An 18,006-nucleotide genomic window follows, 5' to 3' on the forward strand; every position below is an offset into this window, starting at 1 on the left:
GGCGAAAAATCAGCGGAAGCCGCGCGGATGCGGCCGGGCCCGGGCGCCGCTGCCGCGGCTGTCCAGGATGGCGGCCGACGCGAGCGCGTCGGCGAGGTCGTCGTAGCCGCCGGCGACGAGTCCGGCTGTGACACGGACGTGGTCGCCGGCGAGCGGGGTGACACAGAACGGCGTGCCGGGGGCGACCGCGATGCCGTGGGCGGCGAGGGAAACCATGGCGATCTGCTGGTCGTCGACGGCCATCCACAGGTTGATGCCGTCGGCGGCGGTGGCGGTCACGCCGCGGTCGTGCAGCTTGGTGAGCAGAGCAGAGCGCCTTGACGCGTACGCCTCGCGGGCGACCGCCACCTGCGCGACGGCGGCGGGGTCGGTGAGCAGGTCGAGCAGCACGCCTTGCAGGAGGCGGCTGGACCAGCCGGGGCCGAGCAGGCGCCGGTCGGCGACGGCGGTGACGACGGGCGCGGGCCCGCCGATCGCGGCGAGGCGCAGGTCGGGGCCGTGGCTCTTGGAGAAGCTGGCGACGTGCAGGGTGCGGCCGGGCAGGTGCCGGCCGAGGCTGACGGGCGCGGCGGTGGCGATGTCGCCGGCGTGGTCGTCCTCGACGACGGCCACGCCGGGGAACTCGGCGAGGATGGTGGCGAGCGCGGCGGCCCGGCCCGGCGTCATGCTCACCCCGGCGGGGTTGTGGGCGCGGGGCTGGAGGAAGACGGCAACGGCGGGGTATTCGGCGAGCACGCCGTGGAGCTTGTCGGGGAGCATGCCGGCGTCGTCCATGGGCACGCCGATCACGGTGGCGCCGACGGTCTGCAGCAGGTCGAGCAGGGGCGGGAAGGCCGGGTTCTCGACGATGACGTGGTCGCCGAAGCGGACCGTGACGCCGATGATCCGGTCGAGGGCGTCGAGCGCGCCGTCGACGACGGTGAGGCCCTCGGCGGGGTAGGGCCACCGGTTGCGCAGCACGGTCTCGAGCATCGGCAGGACCGGCTCGTCGAGGTACGAGGTGGTGAGCCGGCCGTCGCCGATGCGTTTGAGCGCGTCGCTGAGGTCGGGCAGCAGGTCGTGGTCGGGGATGCCGGTGGAGAGGTCGAGGCGGGCCGGCGGGGAGGCGCCCATCTGCGTGAACCGCCAGGTCTGGCGGGGAGCGACCGGGGTGGTGACGAACGAGCCGGAGCGTCCCCGGGTCTGGATGGCGCCGGCCCGGGTGAGGCTGCGCCAGGCCTCGCTGACCGTGGTGGGGCTGACGCCCAGCGACCGGGCGACGTCGCGCACGGTGGGCAGCCGGGCTCCGGCCGGCAGGTCGCCGGCGCTGACCAGACGGCCGACGGCCGCGGCTATCCCCCGGGCGCTGCGGTCGTCCACAGCTCCGGTGATGAGCGCGAGCAAATTACCTCTCCGAAACAACTAGTTACGTTCAAGCAATTGTCCGCCTGAATGTGTGTCGTTAGTGTCCTACGGCATCTGAACCTCACACGCAAGCTCTAGCGCTGGCCGTATAACTCGGAGTAGACACACGATCACGGGCGCGCCACCGTGCCCGGGACGCAGCACTGATCTAGAGAGGGGCAGCAGTCATGACCGACGTCGTTCGCGCCGCCCTCGTCCAGACCACCTGGACGGGCGACAAGGAATCGATGATCAAGGCGCACGAGGACTATGCCCGCGACGCCGCCGCGCAGGGCGCGAAGGTGATCTGCTTCCAGGAGCTCTTCTACGGGCCGTACTTCTGCCAGGTGCAGGAGGCGGAGTACTACGAGTACGCCGAGTCGATCCCCGGCCCGACGACCGAGCGCTTCCAGGCCCTCGCGGCCGAGCTCGGCATGGTCATGGTCCTGCCGATGTACGAGAAGGAGCAGGAGGGCGTCCTGTACAACACTGCCGCGGTGGTGGACGCCGACGGCCGGTACCTCGGCAAGTACCGCAAGCACCACATCCCGCAGGTGAAGGGCTTCTGGGAGAAGTTCTACTTCCGGCCCGGCAACCTCGGCTACCCGGTCTTCGACACCGCGGTCGGCAAGGTCGGCGTGTACATCTGCTACGACCGGCACTTCCCGGAGGGCTGGCGGGAGCTGGGACTGGGCGGGGCGCAGATCGTGTTCAACCCGTCGGCCACCCACCGGGGCCTGTCCAGCTACCTGTGGAAGCTGGAGCAGCCGGCCAGCGCGGTCGCCAACGAGTACTTCATCGGCGCGATCAACCGGGTCGGCATCGAGCCGCTGGGCGACAACGACTTCTACGGCACGTCCTACTTCGTCGACCCGGAGGGCAAGTTCGTCGGGGAGGTCGGCGACGCCCACGACCCCGAGCTGATCGTCCGCGACCTCGACCTGAGCCTGATCAAGACGGTGCGCGAGCGCTGGCAGTTCTACCGCGACCGCCGGCCGGAGTCCTACACCCGGACGGTGGAGCTGTGAGCATCTTGATCAAGGGTGGGACGGTCATCGGCCCCACCGGCGCGCAACCCGCCGACGTCCTCGTGGACGGCGAGACCATCGTCGCGATCTTCGCGCCCGGGAAAGGCCCGGAAGGGCCCGGGCCCGAAGTCATCGACGCGACCGGGAAGTACGTGATCCCGGGTGCGGTCGACGCGCACACGCACATGGAGCTGCCGTTCGGCGGCACGCACGCCAGCGACACCTTCGACACCGGCACCCGGGCCGCGGCGATCGGCGGCACCACCACGATCATCGACTTCGCGGTGCAGCGCACCGGCGAGGTGGTGCAGGACGGGCTGGCCGCGTGGCACGGCAAGGCGGGCGGCAACTGCCACATCGACTACGCCTTCCACATGATCCTCGGCGGCGTGGACGACGACGCGCTCAAGGCGATGGACCAGCTCGTCGCGAGCGAGGGCATCACGAGTTTCAAGCTGTTCATGGCGTACCCGGGGGTCTTCTACTCCGACGACGGCCAGATCCTGCGGGCCATGCAGAAGGCGCGTGAGAACGGCGCCATGATCATGATGCACGCCGAGAACGGCCCGGCGATCGACGTGCTGGTCAAGCAGGCCCTGGAGCGCGGCGAGACCGACCCGATCTACCACGGCCTCACCCGGCCGCAGGAGCTGGAGGCGGAGGCGACCAGCCGGGCGATCTGGCTGGCCAGCGTGGCCGCCGACTGCCCGCTGTACATCGTGCACCTGAGCGCCTCCAAGGCCCTGGAGCAGGTCAAGGCCGCCCGCGACCTGGGGCGCAACGTGTTCGCCGAGACCTGCCCGCAGTACCTCTACCTGACGCTGGAGGACCAGCTGGGCGCGCCCGGTTTCGAGGGCGCCAAGTGGGTCTGCTCGACGCCGCTGCGCAGCAAGCACGAGAGCCACCGCGCCGACCTGTGGCAGGGCCTGCGCACCAACGACCTGTCGGTGGTCTCGACCGACCACTGCCCGTTCTGCATGAAGGACCAGAAGGAGCTGGGCCTCGGCGACTTCTCCAAGATCCCGAACGGGATCGGCAGCGTCGAGCACCGGGTGGACCTGCTGTACCAGGGCGTGGTCGACGGGAAGCTGTCGCTCGCGCGCTGGGTCGAGACGATCGCCACCACCCCGGCCCGGATGTTCGGCCTGTATCCGAAGAAGGGCATCATCGCGCCCGGCTCGGACGCCGACATCGTCCTGTACGACCCGAACGGCCGCACCCGGATCAGCGTCGAGACCCACCACATGAACATGGACCACTCGGCCTGGGAGGGCTGGGAGATCGCCGGCAAGGTCGACACGGTCATGTCCCGCGGCGAGGTCATCGCGTCGGGCGGCGAGTACACGGGCCGGAAGGGCCGCGGCAAGTACGTGCCGCGCGCGCTCTCCGAGTATCTGGTGTAGCCCATGGACATCGGTGTTGTCCTCCAGAACGACCCGCCGGCGAGCACGGTGGTCGAGCTCGCGAAGAAGGCCGAGGCGGCGGGCTTCAGCCACGTGTGGACGTTCGATTCGCACGTGCTGTGGCAGGAGCCGTTCGTCATCTACTCGAAGATCCTCGACGAGACGGAACGGGTGATCGTCGGGCCGATGGTCACCAACCCGGGCACGCGGGACTGGACGGTCACGGCGTCGCTGTTCGCCACGCTCAACGAGATGTACGGCAACCGCACGATCTGCGGCATCGGCCGGGGCGACTCGGCGCTGCGGGTGCTCGGCGCGCAGCCGCAGACCCTCGGCCAGCTCCGCGAGTCGGTGCAGGTGATCAAGGGGTTGGCGAACGGCGAGAAGGTGACGCTGCGCGGCAAGGAGCTGCAGTTCGCATGGGCGCCGCAGAGCAGCCTCGAGGTGTGGGTGGCGGCGTACGGGCCTAAGGCCCTCGCGCTGACCGGTGAGGTGGGCGACGGGTACATCCTGCAGCTCGCCGACCCGGACATCGCGGCCTGGATGATCGGGGCGGTGCGCCGCGCGGCGGTGAAGGCCGGCCGCGACCCGATGGCGATCAAGTTCTGTGTGGCGGCGCCCGCCTACGTCGGCGACAACCTGGACCATCAGCGGGAGCAGACGCGCTGGTTCGGCGGCATGGTCGGCAACCACGTCGCCGACATCGTGGCGCGCTACGGCTCCGAGGGCGCGGTGCCTCAGGTGCTGACCGACTACATCAAGGGCCGTGAGGGGTACGACTACGCCGAGCACGGCCGGGCCGGCAACACGCACACCACGTTCGTGCCCGACGAAGTGGTCGACCGGTTCTGCATCCTCGGGCCGGTCGAGCATCATCTCAAGCGCCTCGGCGAGCTGCGGGATCTGGGCGTCGACCAGTTCGCCGTCTACCTGCAGCACGATGCCAAGGAGCAGACCCTTGACGCGTACGGGACGCAGATCATCCCGGCGATGACGTGAGGAGAGCGTTTTTCGTCCTCGCCGGGGTCGCCGCCTTCGTGCTGCTCTGGGAGGGCTACAAGGTCGTCGGGAGCCCGGACGGCACGGTGCTGTTCGGGGTGCGCGTCCTGCCGCGCGCCGACGACCTGTCCATGCCGCACCTGTGGACGGTGCTGCAGCGACTCGGCCGCCCGGAGCTCACGGGCGGCCGGCCGGTGTGGATCGTGGTGTTGCAGGCGTGCGCGTTCACGTTCGGCATCACGGCGGTCGGGTTCCTCATCGGCGCCACGGTCGGCCTGGTCCTCGCGGTGGTCATGCAAAGGTTCCGGATCGTCGAGCGCGGGCTCCTCCCGTACGTGATCCTCAGTCAGACCGTGCCGCTGGTGGCCCTCGCGCCGCTGGTGGCCGGCTGGGGCGGCACGATCATGCCGCCCTGGGCGACGGTCGCGGTGATCGCGTCCTACCTGGCGTTCTTCCCCGTCGCCGTGGGCATGCTGCGCGGTCTGCAGTCGCCGTCGGCGAGCGGGGTGGAGCTGATGCGCAGCTACGCCGCCGGCTGGTGGCGCACGCTGGTCAAGCTCCGGTTCCCGGCCTCGCTCCCCTACCTGTTCCCGGCGCTGCGCCTGGCCGGCGCGGCGGCGGTGGTGGGCGCGGTGGTCGGCGAGATCTCCACCGGAACCCGGGGCGGCATCGGCCGCCTGATCATCGAGTACTCCCGCGAGGCGACCAGCGACCCCGCGAAGGTCTACACCGCGATGCTCGGCGCCGCCCTGCTGGGGCTGTTCGTCGCGGGCGCCGTCAGCCTGTTGGAGGTGCCGCTGATGCGGCACCGGCGCCACGTGGAGGTGGTGACGCTGTGAGCGCTGTCGTCGTGGACAACGTGACGAAGGTCTTCAACCAGGGGCGCGGTGACGAGGTCACGGCCCTCTCCGAGGTCTCCCTTACGGTCGGCGACGGCGAGTTCGTGTCGCTGATCGGCCCCTCCGGCTGCGGCAAGAGCACGCTGCTGCGCCTGGTCGCCGACCTGATCGAGCCCACCCGGGGCACGGTGAGCGTGGCCGGCAAGGACGCCGGCAAGGCCCGCCGCGACCAGGACTACGGCATCGCCTTCCAGCAGGCCGGGCTCTTCGAGTGGCGTACGGTGCGGCGCAACGTGGAGCTCCCGCTCGAACTGCGCGGCATGGGCAAGGCCGAGCGCAAGGCCCGCGCCGAGGAGATGCTCGCGCTGGTCGGGCTGGCCGACTTCGCCGGGCACTACCCGGCCCAGCTCTCCGGCGGCATGCAGCAGCGGGTCGCGATCGCCCGGGCCCTCGCGGTGCAGCCGCCGCTGCTGCTCATGGACGAGCCGTTCGGCGCGCTCGACGAGATGACCCGCGAGCGCCTGCAGGCCGAGCTGCTCGGCATCTGCGCCAAGACCGGCACCAGCACGGTCTTCGTGACCCACTCGATCTCCGAGGCGGTGTTCCTGTCCCACCGGGTCGTGGTGATGTCGGCCCGGCCGGGTCGGATCACCGCGTCGGTCACGGTGGACCTGCCGGCCCGCGACGAGGCGGCCCGCCAGTCCGACAAGTACTTCGAGCACGTCACCGCGGTGCGCCAGGCGCTGCGTGGCATACCGGCCTCGATATGAGGCGCATCCTTCCCCCGGTGATCGTCGGCATCGCCGCGATCGTCGCCTGGCAGCTCACCGTCACCCTCGGGCGGATCGCGCCGTTCATCCTGCCGGCGCCCAGCGCGATCTGGGACGAGCTGGTCGAGCAGCGCCGCAACGTCTGGGAGGCGGCCCTCGCGAGCGGCGCGAACGCGCTGATCGGGCTGATCGGCGGCGCGATCGCCGGGGTGCTGCTGGCCATGGTGGCCAGCCGGTTCCGGCCGGTCGCCGAGATCTCCATCCCGTTCGCGGCGGTGATCAGCGCGCTGCCGATCATCGCCCTCGCCCCGATCCTCAACAACATGTTCGAGTCGACCAGCAGCATCCCGCGCCGGCTGGTCGCCGCGATCATCGTGTTCTTCCCGGTCTTCCTCAACACGCTGCGCGGCCTGCGCGAGGTCGATCCGATCCACCAGGAGCTGATGCACACGTACGCGGCCAGTGGCTGGACCTTCGCCCGGAAGGTGCGGCTGCCCGGGGCGCTCCCCTACGTCTTCACCGGACTGCGGCAGGCGTCGTCGCTCGCCGTGATCGCCGCGGTCGTCGCCGAGTACTTCGGCGGCCTGCAGACCGGGCTAGGCTCGCGGATCACCTCCGCGGCCGCGTTCACCGCCTACCCCCGGGCCTGGGCCTTCGTGGTCGGGGCCTGCCTGCTGGGACTCGTCTTCTACCTCACCACGCTCCTGCTGGAGCGCTTGGCGATGCCGTGGCGGACACGGCTCATCGCCTGACGTATGGAACAACCCCCGAGGAGGTTCTTGATGCGCCGATTCCGGATATTTACTACTATTGCCGCTGCATCCACGCTGCTGATCGCCGGCTGCGGCACGGCCGACCAGGATTCCGCCACGCCGGCCGCCAGCGGCGGGCTGACCCCGATCAAGCTGCAGCTCCAGTGGTTCTACCAGGCCCAGTTCGCCGGCTACATCGCCGCGGTGGACCAGGGCTTCTACAAGGAGCAGGGCCTCGACGTGCAGCTGCTCGAAGGTGGCATCGACATCGTCCCGCAGACCGTGCTCGCCCAGGGCAAGGCCGACTACGCCGTCGCCTGGGTGCCCAAGGCGCTCGCCTCCCGCGAGCAGGGCGCCGGCATCACCGACGTCGGGCAGATCTTCGCCCGCTCCGGCACCTACCAGGTCGCCTGGAAGGACTCCGGGATCACCTCGCCCGCCCAGTTCAAGGGCAAGAAGATCGGCAACTGGGGCTTCGGCAACGAGTTCGAGCTGTTCGCCGGCATGACCAAGGCCGGGCTCGACCCCGGCAAGGACGTCACGCTGGTGCAGCAGCAGTTCGACATGCAGGCGCTGCTCAAGCACGAGATCGACGCGGCCCAGGCGATGAGCTACAACGAGTACGCCCAGCTGCTCGAGGCCAAGAACCCGAAGACCGGCCAGCTCTACACCGCCGACGACTTCTCGATCATCGATTGGAAGCAGAACGAGTCGGCCATGCTGCAGGACGCGGTCTGGGCCAACACGTCCAAGCTGGGTGACGCGAACTATCAGGCGCAGACCGTGAAGTTCCTGGTCGGCACGATCAAGGGCTGGGCGTTCTGCCGGGACAACCCGGAGAAGTGCCGGGACATGGTGGTGGCCAAGGGCTCGAAGCTCGGCAAGAGCCACCAGCTGTGGCAGATGAACGAGGTCAACAAGCTGATCTGGCCGTCCACCGGCGGCATCGGCGTGGTCGACGACGCGGCCTGGAAGCAGACCGTCGAGATCTCGCAGACCACGAAGAACCAGACCGGCGACACCGTGCTGAAGAAGGCCCCGGAGGGCGAGGCCTTCACCAACGACTACATCAACCAGGCGATCACCCAGGCCAAGGCGGCCGGCGTCGACGTGAACGGCGCGTCGTTCCAGCCGCAGACCGTCACCCTCACCGAGGGCGGCGCCTAGTTTCGCCAGACCAGGTTCGCCAGACCAGGTTTCGTCAGACCGGGATCAGCCGGGCGGCGAGGGCGACCGCGTTGAGGTCGCCCTCGCGCAGCTTCGCGGCGGCCTCCTGTTCGCCCAGGGTCTCCAGGCGGGAGGCGGAGGCGTCGATCAGCGCCTCCTCGCCGTTGAGCAGGCGCCGGGCCACCTTCGACTGGGCCGGCGTCAGCTCGGCGTAGGCGCAGCGGTCGAGGGCCTCGACGGTCTCGTTGTCGAGCGTGCCGGCGATGGCCCGCTCGCTGACGATCTTCAGGAGCCACTGTGGCCACCAGCCGTACTTGCCGACCACCAGGCCGGCCTGGACGGCGGCGCCCGGGTCCTGTCCGGCGCGCAGCAGCCGTACGGTCAGGCCGGTGTCGAAGCGCTCGAGGTGCAGGGCGCCGACGAAGACCTTCAGCAGCGGCTGGGTGCCGACGAACGGCTCGGCCTCGGCGGCGGCGTCGGCCCAGCGGCCCTGCAGGGCGTGGCAGAGGGCGTACACCTCGGTGGTGCCCGAGTCCTCGCCGGTGTGCCGCTCGGCGAGCCGCTCGACGGTGGCGACCAGCCGCTCGATCGACTTCTCGGCCCGCTCGGCCAGCTCGGGGCTGGACAGCTTGTTGAGGTGCCGGACCACCACCTCGGCGGCGATCTCGGCCTCGCGGCGCAGCAGCGGCGATGCGATCTTGGGCGTGATGCAGTCGGCGAGGCCCTCGGTCACCACCGCCGCGTCGAACCGGTCGGAGACCTCGGGGAACTGCGCCCACCAGGAGGCGGGGTGCCGCCCGTGCTTCGTCTCCACCCCTACAGCCTGTCGTACCCTGCTGCCGGTCGCGCCCGGATTCACGATCGTGACTCCTCATCTCAGTTGCATTCGAGGAGTCATATCGTCCGACGTATCGCAGAGATGAGGGAGACGGCGGTCACCCCTCCCAGGGCAGCTCGGCTGCTTCCCCCTGCTCGAAAGAGGAATGCCGGGGTGCGGGCAGGTCGGCGACGGTGTGCCAGTGGCCCTTGGCGCGGGCCGCCTCCCGGGTCACCAGGTGCACGGGCAGCGGCGGCGGGCGGAACGGGCCGATCCCCCAGCGCACCCAGATGGCCAGGCGGCCGGCCGCGGCCTCGGCGAGGAGCTTGTCGACGGTGCGCTGCCGGTCGAGGCGGTCGACCTCGATCGCGATCGGCTGTTCCGGGGACGGGCGCGCGCAGGCCACGTCGAGGACCGAGTGGCCCTTCAGCGGCGGGGGCAGCGGGAAGACGCTGGGCGCCCGCCGGTACACGCGCCAGCCCCGCGACTCACCCCATCCGGCGACGGCGTCGACGATGCGCGCGGTCGCCCGATCCTCGGTCAGATCGCTGAAGTGCAGGTCGCCGAGCCAGGCCGCGAGCGACTCGGCCGTGCGGGTGCCGTCGTCCATCGCCGTACGATAAACCGCCCTTATGCCGCGGCTGCCAGGTCCCTCTGCTGGGCCGCGAGCAGCCGCCGGAAGTCCTCGGCCGGCATCGGCCGGGCGAGGTGGTAGCCCTGGCCCAGCGTGTAGCCGAGGGCGAGCAGGCGGTCGGCCTGCTCCTGGTTCTCGATGCCCTCGGCGACCGTGTCCAGGCCGAGCGCCAGGGCGAGCTGGACGACCGCGCGGGCGACCGCCTGCCGGGCCGCCGCCTCCGCGGTGCCATCCTCGCCGACCTCGATGCCGTCGACGAACGACTTGTCCAGCTTCACGATCGAGGCCGGGAAGGCCTGCAGCAGCGACAACGACGACTCGCCGGTGCCGAAGTCGTCGAGCGCGAGCCGGATGCCCATGTCGTGCAGCCGGCGCAGGGTGTCGAGTACCTGCGGCCCGCGCAGCACCGCCGACTCGGTCAGCTCGAGGACCACCCGCTCGCTGGGCAGCCCGGTCTCGGCGAGCGCCTGCCGCACGTCGGCGAGGAAGTCCGGGTCGTGCAGCTGGCGCACCGACACGTTCGGCGCGATCTTCTGCAGCGCGTCCGGGCCGAACTCGGCCAGCCAGGCGGCGGCCTGCCGGCATGCCTCGCGCAGCACGAACCGGCCCAGCGGCACGATCAGGCCGGTGCCCTCGGCGGCCGGGATGAACTCGGCCGGCGAGACCAGGCCGCGGGTCGGGTGCTGCCAGCGGACGAGGGCCTCCACGCCGACCACGGTGCCGGTCCGCAACGCGATGATCGGCTGGTACACGAGGAAGAACTCGTCGTTGTCGAGAGCCCGGCGCAGCTCGCCGCCGAGGCGGGCGTGGCCGGCCTGCGGCAACTCCATGCCGCCCTGGTAGCGCACCCAGTTGGCCTTGCCGCGCTGCTTGGCGGCGTACATGGCGATGTCGGCGTCGCGCAGCACGCTGTCGAGCGCGGTGCCGGCGACGGCGGTGGCGACCCCGATGCTGGCGTGCACGAGCAGCTGGTGCCCGCTCATCGGGCCGCTGAACGCGTCGATGACGCGCTGGGCGAGGGCCTCGCCGTCGACCGCCGGGTCGTCGACGAGCACGGCGAACTCGTCGCCGCCCAGCCGGACCGCCAGGCCGTCCGGCCCGGTCGCCGCGCGCAGCGTGCCGGCCACCGCGACCAGCAGGTCGTCGCCGACCTCGTGGCCGAGCGAGTCGTTGACGGTCTTGAAGTCGTCGAGGTCGACGAGCAGCACCGTGGCGTCCCGGTCGGCGAGGACCCCGGCCAGGCGCTCCCGGAACAGGCCGCGGTTGGCCAGGCCGGTGAGCCCGTCGTGGGTGACCTCGTGGCGCAGCCGGTCCTCGGAGGCGCGCTTCTCGCGCAGCAGCCGGGAGTTCTCCCGCATGGCGAAGAACTGGCGGACCGCGACCAGCGCGTTGACCAGCACGGCCGCCACGATCACCAGCCGGCCCGTGTTCGTCATGGCGTGGCCGGCCAGCTGGGCGAGCAGCGGGCCGTCGACGGCGGCGATCGCCAGGTACGGCAGCCAGGTGTTGGCCCGGCGGGACCGCACCCCGGTCGAGACCCACTGCCGGCGGGCGGCGAGCACGGCGAGCAGCGGGGCGATCGGCATGACGACGGCCTGGGCCGGGACGGCGCTGTTGTAGCCGCCGGCCACCGACAGCACCGCCACGGCCGCGCCGACCAGGCTGGTCACGCCGATCAGCCGGATCGCGACCCGGTCGACCGGGCCGTTGCCGATGTAGGAGACCTTGGTGATGCCGCCGACCGCGAGCAGGATCGACAGGCTGATCAGCACGAGCGCCTGGGTGCTCCACGGGTCGGGGGCGCCGATCATCGGGGCGAGGCCGAAGGTGAACAGCACGGTGCTGCAGCCGAGGAACGCGATCGACCGGTCGAGCCACTGCTTGAGGCGCTCGCCGCGGTTGGTGATGCCTAGCGGCACCCGGCCGACCGCCCACATCGCCACGCCGAACGCGCCGGCCGCGGCGACCGCGGCCGGGATCGGCATGGTCGGCAGGACGCCGGTGTCGGCGAAGGCGGCGACGGCGAGCATCGCGTACCCGACCGCGAGCAGCGCGAACGAGACCGTCATCTGCCGCCAGAATCGGCGGGCGACCGGGTCCAGCGCCACCGCCCGGATCATGGTCAGCACGCCGTGCGCGCCGACCGCGGCGCCCAGCGGCAGCGCCAGGTAGGCGATCGCGGCCGGGCCGACCGGCGCGCCGGCCACCCAGGCGACGTACCAGGCCGACCAGGCCACCCAGATCGCGGTGATGAGCGCGAGGTGGCGGCGGGGTGCGGTTGTCACCCCTCTGGTTTCGGCGGGCCGGGCCACGATCGTAGGACTTTTCACGCCGCCGACGTGTCGTCCTGCTGGCCGGCCAGCATCAGGGTGACCTGCTCGGGGTGCATCGGCTCGGCCAGGTGGAAGCCCTGCCCGAGCGAGTAGCCGAGCCGGCGCAGCCGCTCCGCCTGCTCCTCGTTCTCGATGCCCTCGGCCACCGTGTCGAGGTCGAGCGCGCCGGCCATCTGGATCACCGCGCGGGCCACGGCCTGGCGGGCCGCCGCCTCCGGGGTGTCCGGCTCGTCGAGCTCGATGCCGTCGACGAACGACTTGTCCAGCTTCACGATCGAGGCGGGGAAGGCGCGCAGCAGCGACAGCGATGACTCGCCGGTGCCGAAGTCGTCGAGGGCCAGGCGTACGCCCATGCCGTGCAGCTCGTGCAGGGTGCGCGACACCTGCTGGCCGCGCAGGACCGCCGACTCGGTCAGCTCGAGGACGAGCAGCTCGCCGGGCAGGCCGCTGTCGGCCAGCGCGGCCCGGACGTCGTCGACGAAGTCGGGGTCGTGCAGCTGGCGGGCCGAGACGTTCGGGCCGGCCTTCTGCAGCACGTCGGGGCCGAACTCGTTCAGCCAGGCGGCGGCCTGCCGGCAGGTCTCGCGCAGCACGAACCGGCCCAGCGGCACGATCAGGCCGGTGCGCTCGGCGACCGGGATGAACTCGGCCGGGGAGATCACGCCGCGGGTCGGGTGCTGCCAGCGGACCAGGGCCTCCACCCCGATCACCCGGTTGAGGTGCAGGTCGACCAGGGGCTGGTAGACGACGCGGAACTCGCCGGCCTCGAGCCCACGGCGCAGGTCGGCGCCGAGCTGGGCGTCGGCGACCACCGGGCGTTCCATGCCGGGGGCGAAGCGCACCCAGTTGGCCTTGCCACGCTGCTTGGCCGCGTACAGGGCGGTGTCGGCGTCGCGCATGACGTTGTCCAGCGGCGTGCCGGCCGGGGCGGTGGCGAGACCGGCGCTGGCGTGCATGAGCAGCCGGTGCTCGCTGAGCGGGCCGTCCAGCACGGTCCCGATCCGGTGGATCAGGTCGTCGATGTCGACCCGGGGGTCGCTGACCACGACGGCGAACTCGTCGCCGCCGAGCCGGGCCGGCAGGCCGTCGTCGCCGACCGCGTCGCGCAGCGCCTCGGCCACCGCGACCAGCAGGTCGTCGCCGATGTTGTGGCCGAGCGAGTCGTTGACGGTCTTGAAGTCGTCGAGGTCGACGATGATCACGGTGGCCGGGCCCGTCTCCAGCGCCGCGGCGAGGCGGTCGCGGAACAGCGAGCGGTTGGCCAGGCCGGTGAGCCCGTCGTGGGTGGCGTCGTAGCTCAGCTGCGCCTGGGCGGCACGCTGGGCCCGGATCAGGCGCTGGTTCTCGCGGTAGGCGAGGAACTGGCGCAGCGAGGCGAGCAGGGTGACGCCGACGGCGAGCAGCACGACCACGCGGCCGGCCCAGGTCATCGGGCCGAAGACGGTGGCGACCAGCGGTACGTCGACGGCGACCACGGCCAGGTACGGCAGCCAGGCCTCGCGCTGCGGGCGGGCGCCCAGGTAGCGCCACTGGCGGCTGACGGCCATCGTGACCAGCAGCGGGCCGAGGGGCAGCAGCAGGGCCTGGCCGGGGGTGGTGGCGCTGCGCCCGGCGTGGCCGGCGATCATCGCGTACCCGGCGGCGGCGAGCCCGCTGCAGGCGACCAGCCGCACCGCGACCCGGTCGACCGGCCCGCCCGGCACGAACGCGACCCGGGCGATCCCGATCGCGATCATGACGACCGCGAGGGCGATGGTGACCTTGCTGCGCACCGGCCAGGCGTCGCCCGACTCGATGAGCGGCTGCAGCGCGGTGAACCAGAGCAGCGTGAAGCAGCCGTAGAAGGCGATCGTACGGTCGAGGGTGCGCTTCCAGCGCTCGGTGCGGGCGGTCTCGCCCAGCGGCACGAAGCAGATGGCGATTATCGCGGCGATGAGGCCACCGGTGCTGAACAGCGCGACCCAGGCGGGCGGGGCTGGCGCCGCCGGGTAGGCGGCGAACGCGTACCCGGCCTGGATGGCGCGGCCGACGGCGACGCTGACCTCGAGGACGAGGATCAGCCACCAGAAGCGGCGTGCCGCCGGCGCCATCGGCACCGTGCGCAGCAGCGCGAAGATCGCGACGGCGCCGAGCGCCGAGGCGAGCGGCCCGCCCACGTACGCGAGGACCGATGGTCCCCCGAATGTCAGGTAGCCCAGGTACCAGAGCGCCGACAGTCCCGCCACAGCGGCCGTGGCCAGCACATACCGGCGCGGCGTGGACACCCGAGGTTCGGTCATGCCTGGAAATCGGCCGTGACCACGGCCACTGTAGGAGTTGGCCGGGAACGCGTGCGTTCCTCCGGCACGGTCTCCGGACGGGGCGCAGGATGGGCGCATGGATACCAGAACCCGCGGGGAGGCGATCCGGGCGCGGCTCGCCGACATCGGCGGGAACGAGCCCGGGCCGGGCGAGAGAGCCCTGCTGGCCCGGCTGATCAGGTCGTTCGCCGGCAAGACGCCGGCCGGGGTGGACCAGCTGGGCGAGCTGCTGCGCGGCGGCGACCCGCTGGCGGTACGCGATCACGCGCACGGCCTGAAGGGGTCGGCCGCCAACATCGGGGCGGACACGCTGTCGGGGATCTTCGCCGAGATCGAGCACTCGGCGGGAAGCGGCGTCATCCCGGACGCGGATCTCACCCTGGGCCGGATATGCGCCGAGCAGGCCCTGGTGCTGGGCCTGCTCGGCGATCTGGCGAAGGAGTTCGAGGACTAGCCGAGCGTTTCCCCGGCGCGGCCGGCGATGTGCGGCGGCGGCTCGATCCCGGCCGGCAGCAGCGGGTCGGGCACGGGCGTGCCCCAGGTGGCGACCACGGGCAGCCGCCCGGCCCAGAGTCCGAGCGCGGCGTCGGGGCCGTCGCCGTCCTCCGGGAAGCCGTCGCTGATCTTCACCGACGCCTCGGTGAGCGGCAGGGCGAGCAGGCGGGTGGCGGCCAGCTCCTTCTTCGAGGGGCGGCGGGCGTAATCCCACTGGCCGGGGGCGGCGTGCTCGCTCAGCAGGCGCAGGCCGTACAGAAGATCGTCGGGGTCGGTGACCGCCTGCGGCACGCCGTAGATCATGGCGCTGCGGTAGTTGACGCCGTGCTCGAAGACCGAGCGGGCCAGGACCAGCCCGTCGAGAACGGTCACGGTCACGCAGACCTCTCCGGCGCCGAGCAGGCTGCGGCTGGCGACCGAGCCGTGCAGGAAGATCCGCTCGTCGTCGTGGCCGAAGACGGTCGGGATCACCATGGGATGGCCGTCGATCACCACGCCCAGGTGCGCGACCAGGCCCGCGGCCAGCACCGCCCGAAGGTCGGCGGGGTCGGTGCGGCCGTTCTCTTTGATGCGGCGGTGGCGGGTGCGGGGCGTCGAGGAGAGCACGCGCTCAGCCTAGGAGGCCGTCACCGGAAAGCGGATCGGGCGGTCGGCGTCAGGCGCAGCCGTTCGGTCCGGGTCACGCCGAACTCCCCCGGCACCTCGATCTCGGGCCCGGTCGCTCGGGTGAACCACACGAACGCGTGCTCGCCCTCGCGTACCGGCAGTGCCGGGAAGTTGTTCTCGGCGTACTCCGTCGAAAAGACCGCCAAGCAATCAGGGCTCCGGAACCAACGTGTGAAGGCGTCGTCGAACGGCCGGTCGCGGTACCAGATCGTCGCGGTCACCCCGGATGCCGCGGCGGAATCGTCGCGGGGCGCCGACGGCGGCGGGACGATCGCCCGCAGCAGCAGCACGTCATCGGAGTCGATCATCGTGGCGTTCGCCGCCGGCCCGTGCTCCTTCCACACCGGGCCGCCGTAGAACTCCCGCAGGCCCCGGCCGCGCACCGCCATGTCGGGGAAGCCGCGCAGCCACACGAACGCGTCGGGCCGGTCGAGGTCGCGGAACTGGCCCAGCACGGCCATGCCCAGCTCCTCCTGCGACTCGACGAACTCCCGGTCGAACAGCTCGATCAGCTCGTCGCGGCGGCCCGGCCGCAGCGTGTACCGGCGCAACTCCACGATCACGCGAGGATCCTTTCCAGCACGTCGGCGATGCTGCGCCGGGCGAGCGCCGCCCCGAACGCGGCGGTCGCCTCGTCGTACACGTCGGTCAGCACCGGCCGGATGCCCCGGCCCACCGGGCATTCCTGGTTCGGCGGCGAGTGGTGCAGCGCGAGCAGCGGCTCGTCGGCGACGGCCGCCCACACGTCGAACATGGTGATCTCGGCGGCCGGCCGGGCCAGCGCGAAGCCCGCCCCGGCGCCGCGCCGCGCGGTGACCAGCCCGGCCCGGCGCAGGTCGCCGAGGCTGCGGCGCAGGATCACCGGGTTGGTGTTGACGCTGGCGGCCACCTCGTCGGAGGTCAGCGACGCTCGCCCGCGGCGGCGGGCGAGCTCCAGCCACGCCAGCGCGTGCGCGGCGATCGTCACCCTGCTGTTGGAAGCCATCGTAACTGTTTTTATTACAATTACCGGCGTGGCGCAACCCCGCGTCAGGCGGTGACCGGCCAGTGCGCCGGGCAGCCGCTGGACGCCTCGTCGTGGGCGTGCGGGCCGCGGTCGAGCAGGTCCTGGACGACCGCGCGCAGCTTGTCGTTCGGGCAGGGCTTGAGCAGCACCGCGCACACCCCGGCCGCGGTCGGCTGGCCGTCGCCGGGGTGCAGGTGCCCGCTGAGCATGACGATCGGGGTGTCCGCGAGCTCGGGGTGGCTGCGGATCGCGCGGGTGAGCTCGAGCCCGTCCATCCGGGGCATGCCGAGGTCGGTGAGCACGACGTCGGGGCGATCCGCCACCGCCCGCTCGAAGGCGGCCATGCCGTCCGGCGTGTGCAGCACGGTGTGACCGGCCCGGGTGAGCAACCTGGTGAGGATCGCCGCGATGTCCTGGTCGTCCTCGGCGACGAGTACTACGGCCATGTCCGCTCCGGCACGCTGGTGGCTGACAGTTCCCCTCAGCATGCGCTCGATACGCCCGTAATGCATTGATTTCGCGGGTTATGCCTTCACGGCGACACCCGCGATGATCTCGCCGCGGACGGACGGTCCCGGCTCCGGATCGCCGCCGGCCGGCCGCCAGTCCGCCGCGGCCACCACGCCCGGCGGCAGCAGCCGCCAGTCGCCGAAGAAGGCCCGGAACTCCTCTTTCTCCCGCAGGATCATCGGCGACGTCGTGTGGTTGTAGATGCGCAGGATCTGCTTGGCGTGCGGCGGGCTGCCCTCCGCGCACGCGTGCGACAGCACGAGGTGGCTGCCGGGCGCCAGCGCCTCCCGGTACCGCTCCAGGGCCCGGCCGAGCCGCTCGGTGTCCGGGATGAAATGCGCGACCGCCACCGCCAGCAGGCAGACCGGACGATCAAGATCCAGGATTTCGCGTACGGGCTCCGCACCGAGCACGGCTTCGGCGTCGGTCAGGTCCGCCAGCAACGCCGCCGACCCGGGCTCACCGGCCGCGACCCGCCGCGTGTGCACCACGGCGACGGGGTCCAGATCGACCGACACGATCCGTGCCGTCGGTTGTATCGCCCGGGCCACCTCGGGCACCGAGCCGGGCGCGGGGATCCCGGCCCCCAGGTCGAGGAACTGCTCGATGCCCGCCCCGGCCGCGGCCGCGACCGCCCGGCGCATGAAGGCGCGACCCATCCTGAGCACGGCCGGCAGTTCCGGCATGGCCGCGAGCGCGACCGCGGCGGCCTGCCGGTCGGCCGCGAAGTTGTGCGTGCCGCCCAGGTAGTAGTCGTACACCCGGGCGCCGCTGGGCCGCTGCGGATCGACCTCCGGCACAGTCTCGGCTGACAACCTCATCGCCTCCCCCGCTGCGAGCGTACGGAAACCCCCGCCGCGGCCGTGCGGAATCGATAGTGTAGGTCCGGTTATGGGGGAAACGC

Annotated in this window: 18 protein-coding genes; 8 read left to right on the forward strand and 10 right to left on the reverse strand. The window is 71.8% G+C overall.

What is annotated here, in order from left to right:
* Positions 1 to 9: 9 nt before the first annotated feature.
* Positions 10 to 1,359 carry a PLP-dependent aminotransferase family protein gene (locus ACQPZX_RS27300; RefSeq protein WP_433360772.1) on the reverse strand — a complete coding sequence of 450 codons (1,350 nt, stop codon included), beginning with the start codon at positions 1,357 to 1,359 and terminating at the stop codon, positions 10 to 12.
* Between the two features lie 212 nt (positions 1,360 to 1,571).
* Here ACQPZX_RS27300 and ACQPZX_RS27305 point away from each other — a divergent pair, with 212 nt between their 5' ends.
* The 7 genes from ACQPZX_RS27305 to ACQPZX_RS27335 are packed head-to-tail and all read left to right on the forward strand — an operon-like array spanning position 1,572 to position 8,341.
* Entirely contained in the window at positions 1,572 to 2,411 is an 840-nt protein-coding gene (locus ACQPZX_RS27305; RefSeq protein ID WP_433360775.1) for a nitrilase-related carbon-nitrogen hydrolase, read from the forward strand.
* Complete coding sequence (hydA, locus tag ACQPZX_RS27310) at positions 2,408 to 3,814, forward strand: dihydropyrimidinase (protein WP_433360778.1); 1,407 nt, start codon at positions 2,408 to 2,410, stop codon at positions 3,812 to 3,814. Before ACQPZX_RS27305 ends, hydA begins: the two co-directional genes overlap by 4 nt.
* 3 nt (positions 3,815 to 3,817) lie before the next feature.
* Positions 3,818 to 4,813, forward strand: coding sequence for a TIGR03842 family LLM class F420-dependent oxidoreductase (locus ACQPZX_RS27315; protein WP_433360781.1), 996 nt, complete (start codon positions 3,818 to 3,820; stop codon positions 4,811 to 4,813).
* Positions 4,810 to 5,652, forward strand: coding sequence for an ABC transporter permease (locus ACQPZX_RS27320; RefSeq protein WP_433360784.1), 843 nt, complete (start codon positions 4,810 to 4,812; stop codon positions 5,650 to 5,652). The genes ACQPZX_RS27315 and ACQPZX_RS27320 overlap by 4 nt, the downstream gene beginning before the upstream one ends.
* Complete coding sequence (locus ACQPZX_RS27325) at positions 5,649 to 6,422, forward strand: ABC transporter ATP-binding protein (RefSeq protein ID WP_433360787.1); 774 nt, start codon at positions 5,649 to 5,651, stop codon at positions 6,420 to 6,422. Before ACQPZX_RS27320 ends, ACQPZX_RS27325 begins: the two co-directional genes overlap by 4 nt.
* 17 nt (positions 6,423 to 6,439) lie before the next feature.
* Positions 6,440 to 7,174 (forward strand): ABC transporter permease, encoded by a 735-nt coding sequence (locus ACQPZX_RS27330; protein ID WP_433360790.1) that lies wholly within the window; start codon positions 6,440 to 6,442, stop codon positions 7,172 to 7,174.
* Between the two features lie 30 nt (positions 7,175 to 7,204).
* Positions 7,205 to 8,341, forward strand: coding sequence for an ABC transporter substrate-binding protein (locus ACQPZX_RS27335; protein ID WP_433360793.1), 1,137 nt, complete (start codon positions 7,205 to 7,207; stop codon positions 8,339 to 8,341).
* A gap of 34 nt (positions 8,342 to 8,375) precedes the next feature.
* Here ACQPZX_RS27335 and ACQPZX_RS27340 read toward each other — a convergent pair whose 3' ends face one another.
* From ACQPZX_RS27340 to ACQPZX_RS27355, 4 genes are all read right to left on the reverse strand, one after another.
* The gene (locus ACQPZX_RS27340; RefSeq protein ID WP_433360796.1) at positions 8,376 to 9,155 is read right to left on the reverse strand and encodes a hypothetical protein; all 780 of its coding nucleotides are present in this window, start codon (positions 9,153 to 9,155) and stop codon (positions 8,376 to 8,378) included.
* A gap of 121 nt (positions 9,156 to 9,276) precedes the next feature.
* Positions 9,277 to 9,768: a hypothetical protein gene (locus ACQPZX_RS27345; protein WP_433360799.1), complete on the reverse strand. Its 492-nt coding sequence runs from the start codon at positions 9,766 to 9,768 to the stop codon at positions 9,277 to 9,279.
* A gap of 20 nt (positions 9,769 to 9,788) precedes the next feature.
* A complete protein-coding gene (locus ACQPZX_RS27350; RefSeq protein ID WP_433360802.1) occupies positions 9,789 to 12,077 on the reverse strand; it encodes a putative bifunctional diguanylate cyclase/phosphodiesterase in 2,289 nt (762 codons plus the stop codon).
* Between the two features lie 41 nt (positions 12,078 to 12,118).
* Positions 12,119 to 14,404, reverse strand: coding sequence for a putative bifunctional diguanylate cyclase/phosphodiesterase (locus tag ACQPZX_RS27355; protein WP_433360805.1), 2,286 nt, complete (start codon positions 14,402 to 14,404; stop codon positions 12,119 to 12,121).
* 97 nt (positions 14,405 to 14,501) lie between these two features.
* Here ACQPZX_RS27355 and ACQPZX_RS27360 point away from each other — a divergent pair, with 97 nt between their 5' ends.
* Positions 14,502 to 14,879: an Hpt domain-containing protein gene (locus tag ACQPZX_RS27360; protein ID WP_433360808.1), complete on the forward strand. Its 378-nt coding sequence runs from the start codon at positions 14,502 to 14,504 to the stop codon at positions 14,877 to 14,879.
* Here ACQPZX_RS27360 and ACQPZX_RS27365 read toward each other — a convergent pair.
* The 5 genes from ACQPZX_RS27365 to ACQPZX_RS27385 form a co-directional block, all read right to left on the reverse strand.
* Complete coding sequence (locus ACQPZX_RS27365; protein WP_433360811.1) at positions 14,876 to 15,526, reverse strand: pyridoxamine 5'-phosphate oxidase family protein; 651 nt, start codon at positions 15,524 to 15,526, stop codon at positions 14,876 to 14,878. The two genes, ACQPZX_RS27360 and ACQPZX_RS27365, sit on opposite strands and share 4 nt — an antisense overlap.
* Positions 15,527 to 15,546: 20 nt before the next feature.
* On the reverse strand, positions 15,547 to 16,149 hold the full coding sequence (locus tag ACQPZX_RS27370; RefSeq protein WP_433360814.1) for an NIPSNAP family protein: 603 nt from the start codon (positions 16,147 to 16,149) through the stop codon (positions 15,547 to 15,549).
* Positions 16,146 to 16,571, reverse strand: coding sequence for an Rrf2 family transcriptional regulator (locus tag ACQPZX_RS27375; protein ID WP_433360817.1), 426 nt, complete (start codon positions 16,569 to 16,571; stop codon positions 16,146 to 16,148). Before ACQPZX_RS27375 ends, ACQPZX_RS27370 begins: the two co-directional genes overlap by 4 nt.
* A 44-nt stretch (positions 16,572 to 16,615) precedes the next feature.
* Positions 16,616 to 17,038 (reverse strand): response regulator, encoded by a 423-nt coding sequence (locus tag ACQPZX_RS27380; RefSeq protein ID WP_433360820.1) that lies wholly within the window; start codon positions 17,036 to 17,038, stop codon positions 16,616 to 16,618.
* 78 nt (positions 17,039 to 17,116) lie between these two features.
* A complete protein-coding gene (locus tag ACQPZX_RS27385) occupies positions 17,117 to 17,917 on the reverse strand; it encodes an SAM-dependent methyltransferase (RefSeq protein WP_433360823.1) in 801 nt (266 codons plus the stop codon).
* Positions 17,918 to 18,006: the final 89 nt, after the last annotated feature.

This window comes from Actinoplanes sp. CA-142083 (assembly GCF_050942195.1).
GTDB lineage: Bacteria > Actinomycetota > Actinomycetes > Mycobacteriales > Micromonosporaceae > Actinoplanes.

What these genes read in the sequence shown, in the direction of transcription:
- ACQPZX_RS27305 (WP_433360775.1), top strand. Translation starts at nt 1,572, where the DNA reads ATGACCGACGTCGTTCGCGCCGCCCTCGTCCAGACCACCTGGACGGGC.
- ACQPZX_RS27315 (WP_433360781.1), top strand. Translation starts at nt 3,818, where the DNA reads ATGGACATCGGTGTTGTCCTCCAGAACGACCCGCCGGCGAGCACGGTG.
- ACQPZX_RS27335 (WP_433360793.1), top strand. Translation starts at nt 7,205, where the DNA reads ATGCGCCGATTCCGGATATTTACTACTATTGCCGCTGCATCCACGCTG.
- ACQPZX_RS27345 (WP_433360799.1), bottom strand. Translation starts at nt 9,768, where the DNA reads ATGGACGACGGCACCCGCACGGCCGAGTCGCTCGCGGCCTGGCTCGGC.
- ACQPZX_RS27355 (WP_433360805.1), bottom strand. Translation starts at nt 14,404, where the DNA reads ATGACCGAACCTCGGGTGTCCACGCCGCGCCGGTATGTGCTGGCCACG.
- ACQPZX_RS27360 (WP_433360808.1), top strand. Translation starts at nt 14,502, where the DNA reads ATGGATACCAGAACCCGCGGGGAGGCGATCCGGGCGCGGCTCGCCGAC.
- ACQPZX_RS27375 (WP_433360817.1), bottom strand. Translation starts at nt 16,571, where the DNA reads ATGGCTTCCAACAGCAGGGTGACGATCGCCGCGCACGCGCTGGCGTGG.
- ACQPZX_RS27380 (WP_433360820.1), bottom strand. Translation starts at nt 17,038, where the DNA reads ATGGCCGTAGTACTCGTCGCCGAGGACGACCAGGACATCGCGGCGATC.